The organism is Francisella-like endosymbiont, assembly GCF_003069505.1.
Lineage (GTDB): Bacteria > Pseudomonadota > Gammaproteobacteria > Francisellales > Francisellaceae > Francisella.
Window position 1 is genome coordinate 235,658 of sequence record NZ_QAPC01000001.1, and the last position, 14,864, is coordinate 250,521.

The following is a 14,864-nucleotide window of genomic DNA, read 5'->3' on the forward strand; positions in this document are numbered from 1 at the left end:
GATTATGTTGTTAATTTAGTAAATTTTAAGGTGAATTGTATGAAAAAATACCTGATAGTATCTGTTGTAATATTTTAAGGCCTATAATTCATGATCTACAAAAGATCTAAATTTGTCACTTTCTCAAGCTGGGATTTTGCCTTTTACATTCTTTATAGCATATATTATTTCAATACCTGCTTGATTATATGTTAGAAAATATGGCCCTAAGAAAATAGATTCTATTTGCTTTTTTATTAGACTCACTTGGCTCTATCTTATTTTGCCTTAAGGTTAGTTATCTTACTTATATTATAAGTTTATTTACAGTTGATACAGCTGAGGCGATATTACAAGTAGCTTTTGGCCTTTATTAAGAGTTGCTGGTAGAGAGGAGAATTATTCATTTTTTCAGTACTACAACAAGTATTCTTTGGTGGAGTATAATTTGTTAGTCCATTTGTTTTGTCTTATTTAGTAATGAATCTTCCTTATTATGGTGATAGTAATTACCTTATTATTTATGTTAGTTGGGTTGCAATATATTGGTTTAATGCAATAGTGATGTTTTTATTGGTATTATTTATTAGCTTAATTAAGTTTCCAAAAGTTGAGTTAAAAGAAGATGAAAAGCATGAAGGTTTCTCTATGGTATTAAGTCTTTTAAAAAAATAAAGTTGTATCTAATATATTTTTAGCGATATTTGCATATGTTGGTCAAGAACAAGGAGTTAATGCTTGGATTTCTAAGTTATTGAATGACTATCATAGTTTCAATACCGAAATGGTGGGTAATACTACCGTAGTGCCATTTTGGATTATACAGTGTGTAGAGGTGGTATTCTAGATATAGTTTTATTAAAGTTATATAATGTCAAAAGTATTTTAAAAATATTTATAATTTTACAGTTAATATCTTTATCTTTAGCATTGTTTGGATCAGGTACTATGGCTTTAGTATTCTTCCCTGCTTGTGGTTTTCTGACATCAATCATGTATGGTGATGTTTTCTCGTTGGGCATGAATTCTTTAGAGTTTGATCATGGAACAGTATCTGGAATATTTTGTACCGGAATAATTGGTGGAGCTATAGTGCTATTAATCTTAGGTAATATAGGAGATATTTTAGGTTTAAAAGTTGATATGTATTTTGTTCATCTAACTATAATATATATCTTATACGTTGTGATGACAGCAAATAAGTTAGTTGATAATAAAATAATAAAATTAAAAGATTTATTTACTAAATAAGCGAAATAACATGATTAAAAAACTCAAGTCAAGAATAAGATAATAATAGGTGTCGATATTGATGGTACTAAAGTAAATGCTGGCGGAGTACAAGGTGATCTATTAGATTCTTTTTTGAGTAAAATCCATGTATATACAGAACATAATGCCCAATTAGTTATAGATGTAATCAAACAAACAATAGCAAAAGTTTTTACATCAGAAATTGAAGGTATTAGGATTGGAATTCCTGGTGTAGCAGATCGAGAAAAAGGTATAGTATACGATGTTCAAAATATCAAATCATGGTAAGAAATTCCTTTAAAAGAAATACTAGAAAAAGAGTTTAAAGTGCTGGTTTTTATAGATAATGATGCAAATTGTTTTGCTATTGGACAAAGACTGTATGGCAAAGATAAACAATATGAAAATTTTGTCGGTATTACAATAGGTACTAGTATTGGTGGAGGAATTATAAATAAAGGCTCTTTGTTCAGAGACTCTAATTGTGGTGCAGGAGAATTTGGGATGTTGCCATATTTAGACGGAATTTTAGAGGATTATTGTAGTGGACAGTTTTTTATAAAGAAAATTGGTATTAAAAGTGAAGAGATTCTTAATATAGCAAAGAATAACGATGAAGATGCCATCGAAATCTATAAACAATTTGGTAAACATCTAGGAGTAGTAATAAAGTCTATAATGTACACTATAGATCCCAAAGTTATATAATAGCTGGGTCAGTAATATCAGCAAGAGAATATTTTGAAGCAACAATGTAGGATGAGATTAAAACATTTGCCTTTACTCAGTCAGCTAAAAAAAATTAAAATAGAGGGGTCAGAACTGAAGGAGATTTCCAAGTTTTTATTGCTGCTGCTGTTTATTTAGATAGATTTAGCAATTTATAAATATTGTTAAAAGAGTAAGATTAAATGAATAAAACTCAGCGACAAATATTAAACTTTTTAAATGATAAAAAAATATGTAAGTGGTAAGTATTGCCCAAAAGTTAGGTATATCTAGAGCAGCTATTTCAAAAAATATCAAAACACTTAAAGCCAACTATTAAATAATAGTATCATCTAACTCAAGAGTTGGTTATCTATTAGAAGAAAGATTAGATCTAATAAAAGTAGATGATTTAGCCAAGGCTTTTAAAAACATAAAATATTTTTGCTCTGTAGATTCAACATCAAAATACGCAATTGAGAACCAAAATAATTTTTGTGATAATACGATTTTTATCTCAGAATTTCAAACAGATGGTTTTGGACGTTTTAATCGAAAGTGGATTTCACCATTTGGTAAGAATATTTACTGTACTTTACTTGAGGTGGTTGAACTAGATATATTAAAGTTAAATGGATTATCTTTGGTTGTTGCGATGAGTATAGCTAAAATATTAAAAAGACTTGATTTAAATGCTAAATTAAAATGGCCAAATGATATTTTTATCAATGATAAAAAAATAGCTGGAGTGATTATAAATATCTCAGCAGAGGTAAATGATAGAGCTAAATTATTTATAGGTTTTGGTATAAATGTCAATATGCAACATAATCAAGAAATTTCTAAAAACTGGACTTCAATAAAGCTAGAATCTCAAAAACATGCTAATAGGACTAATTTACTCATACAACTAATAAAAGCTATCAAAAAAGATTTAACTATCTTTACTCAAGAGGGTTTTTGTTATTTTAAAGAAGAGTTTGAAAATAAAGGTTAGCCGATAAAAACTTTGATAATTGTAAATATCTAGGTTTGTCTCAGCATGGAGAGATAATTGTTGAGAATCAACAAGGAAGTCACTCATTTTCGTCAGGAGATATCAGCATATTAGCTAATTCTATAAAATTTAAATAGTCAGTATTTTGTGCTATTTTTACACTACACTTATGCTTTGATAATTCTTCTATGGTTTTTATTTGCTCATCGATAAATTCAATGTTCTTGGTACTACAATTAGCTATCCAAGCTGCTAGTCTGATATTGTGTCTATTAAGCTCATTAATTGTCAGTAGAGTATGATTAATACAACCAACTTTGATAGCTGATACAAGTATTACTGGTATTTGAAGTGCCTTTATCAAATCAAGTTGAGTTAGTTGATTTGAATATGGAGTTAGTAGCCCACCAGTAGCCTCAATAAGGATAATATCTAGATCGTTATTATATTTATCCTCAATAAACTGCTTAAGTTTAGCAATAGAAATATCTGTCCCCATTTTTGCTGCGATTATGTGAGGAGCAACAGCTTGTTCAAATGATATGAAGTTTATTTTTTGTGCTGAAAATTTATTATCATAAGCTTTTAAGATATTTTCTACATCTTCACAAAGGTTCGAAAATTGACTTTTACCAGATGCTACAGGTTTTAAACAAAGTGATTTGATATGCTGTGACTCATAGGCTTTGATAAGCTTAGTTGCGATGTAAGTTTTGCCTACTTCTGTACCTGTACCAATAATAAAAAATTTTTTCATAAATTACTACTCCTTAAAACAGATAAATATCCCAACATGATAACTAAGGTTAAACTGATTTGGACTTAAGCAGAGTTTTTTTATACTTTTATAATTCTGCTTATTTTTGTCACCGATATAAGTATTAACACCAGTAGATTTTAAATGTTTGGCTAACTCGCCAAAATTGTTAAAATTAATATCTAAATATAAATCTTGCTGATACAAACATTTTAGTTTAGCATTTTTGATAAAATCTAAAATATCATTAATATTGTGCATTTTGTTTATTCTCAAAATATCTTTTATTTGATGGAAGTTATTATCAAGAACAGTACTAAATGCGAGAATGGCACGATTGTTTAATTTGCTTGAGATATTTTTAATCAGTAGCTTAAGATTTTGGCTCCATTGAAATGACATATTTGAAAAGACTAAGTCATAATTATCACTAATCAGCTCTAAATCTTTATCAAAATTAAGCTTAAAAGTATTTATGTTATCGATATTAGTTGAACTTTTAGGTAATACGATATCACAAACATCAATTTTATTAGCGCAAAAAATTTTACTTAATTCTAATGGTTCAGAAAAATCACGCACGCCCAAATTTAGAATTGTATCGGTATGGTTATAATTAACTAACTTTGAGTGCTTAATTGTTTGTGCTAAAAGTAACTGGCGAACCTGATTTTGGGTCGTAGAATTTTTAGAGTATTCGCAAGCTTTTGAAAAGTTACTTTTAACTTGATCGTATATATTCATGATGAACCTCTTTTGAGATAATTTCTAAAGCTTGTTGAATCTCATCAAAAGTATTACTACTATGAAGTGAAAATCTTAATATTGCTTGATTTTTAGGAACAGTAGGGTATCTAAAACAAGATACTACTATTTTCTTTTGATAGAGTTTATTTTTTAGCTGTATTACTAAATTAGCATCATTTATAGATATGCTTCTAATAGCAGAGAAATCTTTAGATACTAGTTTAAGATTTTTTGCATCACATAATTCGTTAAAAAATTTGACATTCTGGTAGAGTTTAGTTCTATTAACATCAGCATTAGCTAGATTTTCTAATTGTAAAATCGCTGCTTTTAATATTAGTGGTGGTAGTGCCGTGGTATAAATATAGTTACGAGCAAATTGGATTAGATAGTCAGCGATTGTCTGAGTAGTACAGACTACAGCACCAACTCCACCAAATGCTTTACCTAAAGGAAAAACACTAATAGGGCAGTTTTTATAACTTAATTGATATTTATTAATAGCACCTCTACCATTTTTACCTAAAACACCAAAGCTATGTGCTTCATCAACTATTAGTTTATCAGTAGTAATTTTTATTAGTTTATCTAATTGAGTAATTGTCCCTGAGGTACTAAAAACTCCCTCTGTAGTTACAAAACTTTTATCATCATAAATATCTTTTAACTGATTTAATTGCTGATGTTGATATCTTTTAAGTTTTGCTTGTGAAAGTTTGATACCATCAATAATAGAAGCATGGATATATTTATCTGCAAATATTGTGTCATATTTACTAAACAATGTTGAATAGATAGCTAAGTTTGCCATAAAACCTGAGCTAAAAAATATAGCTCTAGGATAGTTAACAAAATTTGCAAACTCTTGCTCAAATTGTTGGGTCTCATTGGTATAGCCACAGACGATATTAGATCCTTTACTACCGAAACCATATTTATCAAATCCAGTGATTATTGCTTCTTTTAGATTATTAGCTGTAGATAAGTTAAGGTAATCACTAGTTGTAAAATCTATAATAGAGTCATCTTTTATAAAAGTAGTTAACTCTCTTAATAAATTATCTTTTTGATATTGGATATATTTATCTTGTAAATTTAGCATAATTCAGTATTAGATTCTAAGCCAAGTTTAGTTAATAAAAAGTTATCAGAATTAACAGTAGCATTATTTTCTGTTAGTAGTTTATTGCCATAAAATATTGAGTTGACACCAGCAAGAAAGCATAGAGTTTGAGTTTCCATAGACATATTTTCTCTACCGGCTGATAATCTTAAGCGTGCTTGTGGAAAAAGTATCCTTGTAGTTGCGATGAATCTTACTAATTCAAAGCTGTCAATTTGAGCTTCAGTGTATCTATCTCCTAGAGGAGTTCCTCTGACAGGTATTAAGGTATTTATAGGAATACTTTTAGGTGGTGAAGGTAGTTGTAATAACTCTAGCAATAAATTAAATCTATCATCTAAAGATTCACCCATGCCTAAAATACCACCACAACAGACATTTATATCAGCGTTGGCAATATTTCTTATAGTTTCAATTCTTTCATCAAATTTGCGTGTGGTAATTATTTCAGGATAAAAATCTCTTGAAGTATCAAGGTTATGATTATAATAATCTAGTCCTGCTTGCTTTAGCTTGGTTGCCTCATCAGCGTTGATACTTCCGAGAGTTACACATGTTTCTAAACCAAGTTTCTTTACTTCGCTAATAATATCTGCAATCTTATCAAAATCTTTTTTAGGAACATTTTTCCAAGCTGCACCCATACAAAATCTTTTTGAACCACTATTTTTAGCTTGTCTTGCTTCAGCTAGAATAGTTTCAATATCAAGCAGACTATGCTTCTCAACATTAGTATTATAATGACCACTTTGAGGGCAATATTTACAATCTTCAGGACATGCACCAGTTTTTATACTCTTTAATGAACAAAGTTCTATATCATTACCAAAATTTTTATTATGGGTTTCTAGAGCTTTTAGAATAAGTTCTGTTAATGGTCTAGTATAAATTTCTTTGATTTGTTGTAAACTCATTTTTATTTTTTAGGTGTATTTTGTAATTGTAAAGTATTCTATAACTTCTATACAATTTATGTCAACTTTAAACTAGCAAATAGGTTTACAATGAAATATAGTACAAATATTTGGCACCCATGCACACAAATGAAAGACTTTGAAAAAGTCCCACCATTACACATTGATAAAACCGAAGGTAGTTATTTATATACTCAAGATGGTCATAAAATTTTTGATGCTATATCTAGCTGGTGGTGTAAATCATTAGGGCACCGACATCCATATATCATAGATAATTTAAAGCAGCAGCTTGATAAATTTGAGCATACCATCTTTGCTAATACAACTAATGATGAAGTTGAGCATTTTAGTAAAAGAATATGCAAATTAACAGCGATGGATAAAACTTTATATGCTGCTGATGGTTCATCTGCAGTTGAAATTGCTCTAAAGATGGCTATACATCTAAGACAGTTGCGTCATCAATCAGATAAAATAAATTTTGTATCCATTGAAAACTCATATCATGGTGAGACTTTAGCAACTATGAGTGTCAGTGATTGTGGTTTATATTCTGAACCATATAAGGCGTTATTATTTGATAGTTTTAAACTAAAAAATATTCCTTATGTTACTGGCAAGAGTGATCCTTTATGGTTAAATGCTGAGAATCATTGGTTAAAATCAAAAAAATATCTTGAGCAGCATAAGGAGTCTATAAATGCTCTAATAGTTGAGCCAATCTGTCAAGGTGCAGGTGGTATGCTGTTGTATAGTAAAGATTATCTAAACAAGTTATGTAATTGGTGCAGAGATAATGATATCTACATTATTTTTGATGAGATAATGACTGGAGTAGGGCGATTGGGTAAATTATTTGCTTTAGATTATTTGGATATTAGTCCTGATTTTTTATGTATTTCAAAAGGCATAACATCTGGGGTGATACCTTTTAGTATTACTCTAACAAAAAATAACTACTATGATATGTTTTATAACGATAAAGTATCAGAGGCATTTTTACATTCGCATACTCATAGTGGTAATGTCTTAGGCGTAGTCGCAGCAAATAGCGTTTTAGACATATTTGCACAACAAAATATTTTAGCTAATGTTACAAAATTAGAATCGTATATGTTGGCAGCATTTTTAGAAATAAATAGTCAAATTAATATTTTCAAGAATATTCGTAATCTTGGTGGAATAATTGCCGCTGATTTGGATGTCACAAAAGATAGATTTGGCTTTGATGTCTATAGAGAAGCTATACGGTTAGGAGCATTACTTAGACTGTTAGGTAATACAATCTATTGGTTACCTCCACTTAATAGTACATTAGAAGATATTGATTCACTTAAGCAAATTACCAAACAAGCTATTATAAATGCTTTTAAAAAATTTTAGTAAAAATTATTTCTGTTTATTATTAAAGTATTCTCTATCAGCTATATATATTGTTTTATTTGCTTTAGCATAAATATTATTATCAGCATCTTCATAACAAACTGGTAAGCTAATCACAGATTTGTTTTTTGTTACCACATCTTGCTTTATCTTAGTGATAGTTTGTTGAGATAATAGAAATCTTGCATAGACATGATCGGTAATGGGCTTAAGATAGTCAATATTTGCTGATAAATCCCAGACAACATAATCATCACCAAGAATATTACATAATTGTAATGGGTAGATTGGATCTAATGAAGAATATATTGCTCCACCAAAGCCGGTACCATGATAGTTTTTGGTATTATTTGTCAGATTAAACTTTAGATGTACTTCAAGAAAGTCATCTGATACAAAAACTATCTCACCACCAGTTGCTACAAAAGCAGGTAGTCGATTAAATCTTTTAACAAATTGTTCTGATCTTTCGCCAGCTTTTTTATCTGTTTTAAAAATTGGAGTCATAATCTTAATAGTATTATTATCTTTGATTGATAAATTTAATTACCTTATCTAAAGCTATTTTAGGGTTTTCAAGTGGAGTTATGCCTAGTATACCCATAAAACCATGGAACATTTCATCATCGTAATGAGTTTCTACTAGAGTTCCTTGCTGCTTGAGTTTTTTCTCATAAGCATAGATACCATCTATTAAGATATCATGAGTAGCTGCTATAATTAATGTATCTGGTTGTTTAGTTGCTTGATAAAATAGCGGTGAGACACTTGGCTGTTTAAGTTTTTTAGGTTTTGATAAGATTCCATCCCCTAAATAAGCCTTAAGAAACATTTCACACCATTCCATAGTTAAGTGATACTTATATTCATCAAACTTTTTATTACTATCATACTTAGTATACATATCAACAGCAGGGTAGACTAAAATTTGAGCTTTAGGTATATTCTCTTGGCGTTCATGACAGATTATACTTGCAAGATTGCCTCCAGCACTATCACCCATAACAAAAATATTTTCAAATGCTATATTAAACTTGCTATTATTTTGATATAACCAGTCATAAGCATATAAAACATGTTCAACTGCTGCTGGATATTTTTGTTCAGGAGCTAAACCATATTCTAGCGAGAAGATATTTAAATTACCTTGATCACATAGATATCTACACACATGATCATAAGTATTTATTGAACCTAAACACCACCCACCACCATGGATAAAAAGTATAGCTTTATCACTAGCTTTCCTAGGTTGATAATGCCTCAAGATAATATTATTCTCTAGTTTGATATCTTCTTCTATAATATCAGGGCGCTGTAAACGCTTAATCTGTTTGATAGAAAGATTAGTAAAAATTTCACGCTGCTTTATTAAATCAAGCTTTTTGATTCTTCTGATTTCAGGGGTATCTAATAATGCTGCTAAACTTGGATGATATGGCATTGTATTTCCTTATTAAATTTTATGTACTCTTATAATTTCAATACCTAATTTCTCTAACTTTCGCGAAAGCTCTCTTGTAGCACGATCTAAGGTTGCTAGATTACTATCTTTGGTTAAACCTAAAACTGATGGTTTGCGTGAGTGACCAACTAATGCTTTTAGGTCTAGTCTTTGTTTGATTTTAATTATATTTTCTAATAAGTAATTAGCAGTATCTGATTTTTTACCAAAACCAAAGCCAACATCAAAGAAAGTATTTTCTTTTGTCACACCGTGTTTTAGAAGTACAAGTTTTTTTTGCTCTATATATTCGCAAACATTATTTATAGCATTATCTTTGTCTAAATACTGATTTTTATCTGTGATACATAAATTATGAGTTATGACATATTTTTTGTTATATTTTGCAATTAATTGGGCTTTTTGCTCAATATCGTTACATTCAACATCATTTATCATCCAGATAATATCATTATGTTTAGCGAGAATCTGTTGCATTACAGCTAGCTTGCGTGTATCAATGCTAACTAATGGTTTATAAATCAAATTTGCAAGTTGTGATTTGAGATATTCTAAAAATTTATCTAATTTGTTAAATTCTTCTTCAATCGTTATAGGCTTAGCATCAGGTTTAGTCGATTCAGCACCTATATCAATAATCTCAGCACCATTTTTTATAAGCTCATCAAGGTTTGATTTACGCTGGCTATCATCAAAATCACCATCTGAAAAAGATTGATTTGACAGATTAACGATACCTATACGCATTGTATTTGCAAGAGTTTGTTTAAGTTTTACTATCTCCCTTAGTTCTTTTAATCTTATATTAAGGTCCCATTCGACATATTTAGGGTGATGCCAGCCTTTAGATAATTCTAATAAAGGTGCTAAAGCAAAATTCCGATTAATTAATTCTTTATGTGGAATTGTAAGCTCATCTGTCTCTAGGATTAAATCTTCAGCAGCGAGAATATCCAAATCAATCACCCGAGGTGACCATATAGGAGCACTTAGATTTCTACCTATTTTTGTTTCTATATCTTTTAAGATTACTAAAAGCTCATTAGGCTTTAGCGAAGAGCTAATTTTCACAGCTGTATTTAAAAATCTGATATCCCATTCTTTTGGGGCATGTTCTTTAAGAACAGCTTTACTACTATATAAGCTTGCTTTTCTTATAACTCTTATATTTTGCTGCGATTCTAGGGCAGCTATCGCAAGATGAATATTTTCGATAGTAAAACCAATATTTGTTCCAATTCCTATAATATATTGCACACTAGTTCCTAATTACAAAACAAGCTGACCCTATCTGGGATACTGGGGGCTTTTTGATAAGTTTCAAGTATTTGATAGTTATATTACTGTAGTTTTTTTCAATAAATAGATAAATTTGTTTAGCTAAGTACTCTATAAGATTACAGCTAATATCATCACAAAATTGTTGGATATTATTTCTTAAAGTATAGTAACAAATAGTTTCGTCAAGATTATCACTATCACTAGCACTATAAACTTGGTTAAATTCTAGCTCTAGATCAAAATTAATCATTTGTTTATGAGCTCTTTCTTGTTCAGAGCAGCCTAAACTTACATATATTTCCACATCACTTAAAAATAAAGATTGTTTCATTTTGTAGATAAAATTACAGTTAAATTTTTGTATTTAAGATATTATATCAGCAAATATATAATTAATTGCTATAAAAATGAATCAGCTTAGCGAGTTTTTAGCAAATATTAAAAATTATGGCAAAAATAAATATATTTTCTTTGAAAATAGAAAATATAAATATGTTGAAATTCTGCAAAAATCATATAGTCTAGCTAGATTTTTGGAATCTTTTGGTTATAGAAAAATATATTCAAATCTCAAAAATTCACCATTATCAGTTAGCCTATACATAGCTAGTTGGATAGCCGATATAGATCTTTTTGTACCGATCAACCCAAGATTAGTCGATAATGAACTAGCAGCAATAGTAGAGGATGATAGTTTATTTATAACCGATAAACTTTGTGACTTACAAGTTAAGACATTATACATAAAGAATGAGTTAGCTTTTTTTGATAAACTTGCTCAAAAAGAAGATTTTACAATACATGCTAAAGCTTTGATAGCACATGTAAGCTCAGGTACTACGGGCTCTTATCAAAAGCATCTTCATAATATCGAGCAAACTATTGCATATGCTAAAAATAGAGTCCATGATTTAGGCCTTAAATTAGGTGATCATCTTCTAGTAGTATTATCAATAAATCATGCTTTTGCTTTTTCGTATCAAATTTTACCAGCATTAGCAATGGGATTAGATATAACAATTATCCGTGAGTTTGATGCTAAATTAGTAGCAAAGATTATTAACCAAAATAGTGTCACAGCTTTAGCATTATTACCGACGATGTATCACTTTCTAATAGCTCAAGATATTAATAGTAACAATAACTTGCACTATCTAGGTGTTGCTGGTGATGCGGCTAGTACAAGCTTAGCAACAGCTGTAAAAGACAAATTAGGCTTACCATTGCTAAATGGTATAGGTATGACAGAAGTCTTTGGTTATGGTCAAAATATCTCAGCTAGCACTACTACTAACATAGTTAAAATCTTTTCAGACACCCAAGTAAGAATAGCTAAGTTTGCAAATACTAATTACGGTAAGATTTTTATCAAAAATAATATGTTACCTTTAAATAATCAAATCCAGTGGTTAGAAACAGGAGATATCGGTAGTTTTGATAACCAAAGATATGAGCTTAGACTTTATGGTCGTTATAAAGATATAATTATTAAAGGAGGCTCAAATATTTCGCCATTTGAGTTAGAAACTATAATTTTGAAAATAGCTGGTATCAATGATTGTATTGTCACCTCTAAGCAAGATAAAATATGGGGAGAAACAATTTGGGCTTATCTAGTCGCATCAAAGCAGTATTGTTTAGATTTTATAAATAGTCAACTAAGTAAATATCTAGCTGAATATAAAAAATTAGATGGGATTGTATATATTGATAAAATTCCATTAACAGTAACAGGTAAAATTGATAGAAAGAAATTAAAAGGAATGATTAATTATGAGTAGTTATAAATTACCACAATTTACAATCTTTGAAGATACATTGAGCAAGCAGCAAAATTATTATTTCTATAATCCTATTGCGCAGATTATAGCTAATGATAAAGAATCACTAGAATTAGCTTTTTATAAGTTAGAAAAATTTCAACAACAGCGACTATTTTTGGTTGGTTACATAAGCTATGAAGCTAGCTATTATCTTAATGATAACCTGAGACATTTACGTAATACTACTACTGCTGGTAAGTTACTTCATTTTGTTGCATTTAGAGACTATTGTAATGATATACCTATTTATCTAAACTCAAATAAAAACATAGATTTAATGATAGATAGTCTTAGTTTTGTAGATTATCAAAAAAGTTTTGCAGAAGTTCAGCACGCACTTATCAATGGTGAAAGTTATCAAATTAATTTAACTAAAAATATTTCAGCTACCACAAAGCTTACTAGTCAAGAACTATATAATAAACTTAAACAACAACAATCAGTTAAATATGCAGCATATCTACCATTTTTAAACCCAGATATTATATCAATCTCACCAGAACTTTTTTTTAAAAAAAATGCTGATAATTTATTTGTCAAGCCGATGAAAGGCACAGCTAAACTTACAGGTAATGATTTAGAGGATTTAAAAATATATCAAGAATTATCATCATGTGATAAAAATAGAGCGGAAAACCTAATAATTGTAGATCTTCTGCGTAATGATTTATCAGCTATAGCAAAAACTTATAGTGTTAAAGTAGATAAACTATTCTTAATAGAGAAATATAAAAACTTATTACAAATGACCACTCAAATTTCCGCAAAAGTAGATAAACAAATATCTTTTAGAAAAATTTTAGATGGATTATTTCCATGCGGTTCAATCACAGGAGCACCCAAAAAAAGAACTATTGAACTAATCAAACAAATAGAAAAAGATAAAAGGGGAGTTTATACCGGGAGCATTGGTTATATTATGCCAAATAATGATATGTGCTTTAATGTAGCTATTCGCACTATACAAAAATATCAGGATAATTTACAAATTGGTGTTGGTGGTGGTATCACTGTATATTCAGATGTGCAATCAGAATGGCAAGAAATGAATATTAAAATAAATTTTATTCGCCAAATATACCAACCAGATTTTGGTTTAATTGAAAGTCTTTACTATCGTAACAAATTTAGAGATTTAGAGTTGCATCTAGAGAGGATTGAGAATTCTGCTAGACAATTATTTTTTGATATTGATATTCAAAAGATTAGAGATCAACTATATGATTATGTAGAGCAATTAGCTAGAGATAAAGAATATAAAATCCGTGTTGAATATCGTTATGATAGATCTATAATTATTGAACATACTCAAATTGATACCACTAAGCAACAGCTTATTAAGCTAGTAGTTTGCCCTAAGAAAATAAATTCAGCTAATAAATTATTCCAGCATAAAACCACGCATAACTCGACACGAGGTTTTTATATTCAAATGCATCAAAAATATATTAATCAAGACAAGAATTGTGAGCTTATCTATCTAAATGAAAAAGATAATATTACTGAAACTAGATTTCACAATATAATTATTGAGAAAAATAATAAACTCTACACTCCAAAACTAAAAGATGGTGTCTTAGCAGGTATCACAAGAAAATCTTTAATTCAACAAGGTAAACTTGAAGCTAAAAGCCTGACTTTAAATGATTTGAAAACTGCTGATAAAATATATCTTATTAATAGTGTTCGAGGTTTGATACCCTCATATTTGGAGATTTAAGATGGTTTTATATATCGATCACTATGATTCATTTAGTAATACGATTGTTGATTATATAACTTATCTTGGCTATCAAGCATCTGTGGTAAAAACTGATGCGCAAATAAAAAATCTTGAGCAATACAAGCATATCATAATTGGACCAGGACCAGGTCATCCAGATAAGCTTAAAGACATATACCTAATTATTGAATATTGTCAACAAAATAATCTACCTTTGTTAGGTATTTGTTTAGGACATCAACTTATTGCTCAGTATTTTGGTGCAAAAGTCATAAAAGCTAAGCAAATATATCATGGAAAACTCTCTGAGATTAAGCAACTTCACTCATCAATATTATATAAAGATCAACCAGCAAAATTTACTGTAACACGCTATCATTCATTAATCGTTGATGATATTAGAAAACCTTTGATTGCTTTAGCTTCAACTGATGATGAGATCATGGCTTTTGCTCATCAAAGTGCAAAGATTTTTGGGGTGCAGTATCATCCAGAGGCATATTTAACTGAGTATGGTTTAGTAACATTAAAGAACTTTTTGAGTCTTTGAAAGACTATTGATTTAATCGATAAAAGCTTTATAGAACAAGCAGGTTGGCTGAGCCTATCGAAGTCTTTGTTTGACTAGTTTTCAGAGTTGCATTTCGATAAGCTTAATGCTCTTACACCATTAAATCAACAGTTTTTTGATTAGAGCTTAATATATT

Annotated in this window: 14 protein-coding genes and 2 pseudogenes; 8 read left to right on the forward strand and 8 right to left on the reverse strand. The window is 29.5% G+C overall.

The window, feature by feature from the left end; genetic code table 11:
• Nucleotides 1-35 precede the first annotated feature (35 nt).
• The 4 genes and pseudogenes from C9379_RS01390 (at nucleotide 36) to C9379_RS01405 (ending at nucleotide 2,938) form a co-directional block, all read left to right on the forward strand.
• Nucleotides 36-1,230: pseudogene (locus C9379_RS01390) on the forward strand (MFS transporter).
• A 42-nt stretch (nucleotides 1,231-1,272) separates the two neighbouring features.
• Nucleotides 1,273-2,120: pseudogene (locus C9379_RS01395) on the forward strand (ROK family protein).
• A gap of 80 nt (nucleotides 2,121-2,200) precedes the next feature.
• A complete protein-coding gene (locus C9379_RS01400) occupies nucleotides 2,201-2,281 on the forward strand; it encodes an HTH domain-containing protein (protein ID WP_343377524.1) in 81 nt (26 codons plus the stop codon).
• 135 nt (nucleotides 2,282-2,416) lie between these two features.
• Nucleotides 2,417-2,938 carry a biotin--[acetyl-CoA-carboxylase] ligase gene (locus C9379_RS01405; protein ID WP_343377525.1) on the forward strand — a complete coding sequence of 174 codons (522 nt, stop codon included), beginning with the start codon at nucleotides 2,417-2,419 and terminating at the stop codon, nucleotides 2,936-2,938.
• A 79-nt stretch (nucleotides 2,939-3,017) separates the two neighbouring features.
• Here C9379_RS01405 and bioD read toward each other — a convergent pair whose 3' ends face one another.
• The 4 genes from bioD to bioB are packed head-to-tail and all read right to left on the reverse strand — an operon-like array spanning nucleotide 3,018 to nucleotide 6,479.
• Nucleotides 3,018-3,695, reverse strand: coding sequence for a dethiobiotin synthase (bioD, locus tag C9379_RS01410; protein WP_143385039.1), 678 nt, complete (start codon nucleotides 3,693-3,695; stop codon nucleotides 3,018-3,020).
• Nucleotides 3,696-3,701: 6 nt separating this feature from the next.
• A complete protein-coding gene (locus tag C9379_RS01415; RefSeq protein WP_143385038.1) occupies nucleotides 3,702-4,439 on the reverse strand; it encodes a methyltransferase domain-containing protein in 738 nt (245 codons plus the stop codon).
• Nucleotides 4,417-5,544: an aminotransferase class I/II-fold pyridoxal phosphate-dependent enzyme gene (locus tag C9379_RS01420; protein ID WP_143385037.1), complete on the reverse strand. Its 1,128-nt coding sequence runs from the start codon at nucleotides 5,542-5,544 to the stop codon at nucleotides 4,417-4,419. Before C9379_RS01420 ends, C9379_RS01415 begins: the two co-directional genes overlap by 23 nt.
• Nucleotides 5,538-6,479: a biotin synthase BioB gene (bioB, locus tag C9379_RS01425; protein WP_143385036.1), complete on the reverse strand. Its 942-nt coding sequence runs from the start codon at nucleotides 6,477-6,479 to the stop codon at nucleotides 5,538-5,540. The genes C9379_RS01420 and bioB overlap by 7 nt, the downstream gene beginning before the upstream one ends.
• A 90-nt stretch (nucleotides 6,480-6,569) precedes the next feature.
• On the opposite strand from bioB, the gene bioA reads away from it, so the two are divergent.
• On the forward strand, nucleotides 6,570-7,865 hold the full coding sequence (gene bioA / locus C9379_RS01430) for an adenosylmethionine--8-amino-7-oxononanoate transaminase (RefSeq protein WP_143385035.1): 1,296 nt from the start codon (nucleotides 6,570-6,572) through the stop codon (nucleotides 7,863-7,865).
• Nucleotides 7,866-7,871: 6 nt separating this feature from the next.
• On the opposite strand, the gene C9379_RS01435 is transcribed toward bioA, so the two are convergent.
• The 4 genes from C9379_RS01435 to C9379_RS01450 are packed head-to-tail and all read right to left on the reverse strand — an operon-like array spanning nucleotide 7,872 to nucleotide 10,942.
• On the reverse strand, nucleotides 7,872-8,372 hold the full coding sequence (locus C9379_RS01435; protein WP_143385034.1) for a PaaI family thioesterase: 501 nt from the start codon (nucleotides 8,370-8,372) through the stop codon (nucleotides 7,872-7,874).
• Between the two features lie 16 nt (nucleotides 8,373-8,388).
• Nucleotides 8,389-9,309 carry a pimeloyl-ACP methyl ester esterase BioJ gene (gene bioJ / locus C9379_RS01440; protein ID WP_143385033.1) on the reverse strand — a complete coding sequence of 307 codons (921 nt, stop codon included), beginning with the start codon at nucleotides 9,307-9,309 and terminating at the stop codon, nucleotides 8,389-8,391.
• 12 nt (nucleotides 9,310-9,321) lie between these two features.
• Nucleotides 9,322-10,587 carry a 2-amino-4-hydroxy-6-hydroxymethyldihydropteridine diphosphokinase gene (gene folK, locus C9379_RS01445; protein ID WP_143385032.1) on the reverse strand — a complete coding sequence of 422 codons (1,266 nt, stop codon included), beginning with the start codon at nucleotides 10,585-10,587 and terminating at the stop codon, nucleotides 9,322-9,324.
• A 1-nt stretch (nucleotide 10,588) separates the two neighbouring features.
• Nucleotides 10,589-10,942 (reverse strand): dihydroneopterin aldolase, encoded by a 354-nt coding sequence (locus tag C9379_RS01450; protein ID WP_143385031.1) that lies wholly within the window; start codon nucleotides 10,940-10,942, stop codon nucleotides 10,589-10,591.
• 76 nt (nucleotides 10,943-11,018) lie between these two features.
• Here C9379_RS01450 and C9379_RS01455 point away from each other — a divergent pair, with 76 nt between their 5' ends.
• From C9379_RS01455 to C9379_RS01465, 3 genes are read left to right on the forward strand one after another with little or no spacing between them, the layout of a single operon-like run.
• Nucleotides 11,019-12,392 (forward strand): class I adenylate-forming enzyme family protein, encoded by a 1,374-nt coding sequence (locus C9379_RS01455; protein WP_318263365.1) that lies wholly within the window; start codon nucleotides 11,019-11,021, stop codon nucleotides 12,390-12,392.
• Nucleotides 12,385-14,154 (forward strand): bifunctional chorismate-binding protein/class IV aminotransferase, encoded by a 1,770-nt coding sequence (locus C9379_RS01460; RefSeq protein ID WP_143385029.1) that lies wholly within the window; start codon nucleotides 12,385-12,387, stop codon nucleotides 14,152-14,154. Before C9379_RS01455 ends, C9379_RS01460 begins: the two co-directional genes overlap by 8 nt.
• Nucleotide 14,155: 1 nt before the next feature.
• Nucleotides 14,156-14,707, forward strand: coding sequence for an anthranilate synthase component II (locus tag C9379_RS01465; protein WP_143385028.1), 552 nt, complete (start codon nucleotides 14,156-14,158; stop codon nucleotides 14,705-14,707).
• Nucleotides 14,708-14,864: the final 157 nt, after the last annotated feature.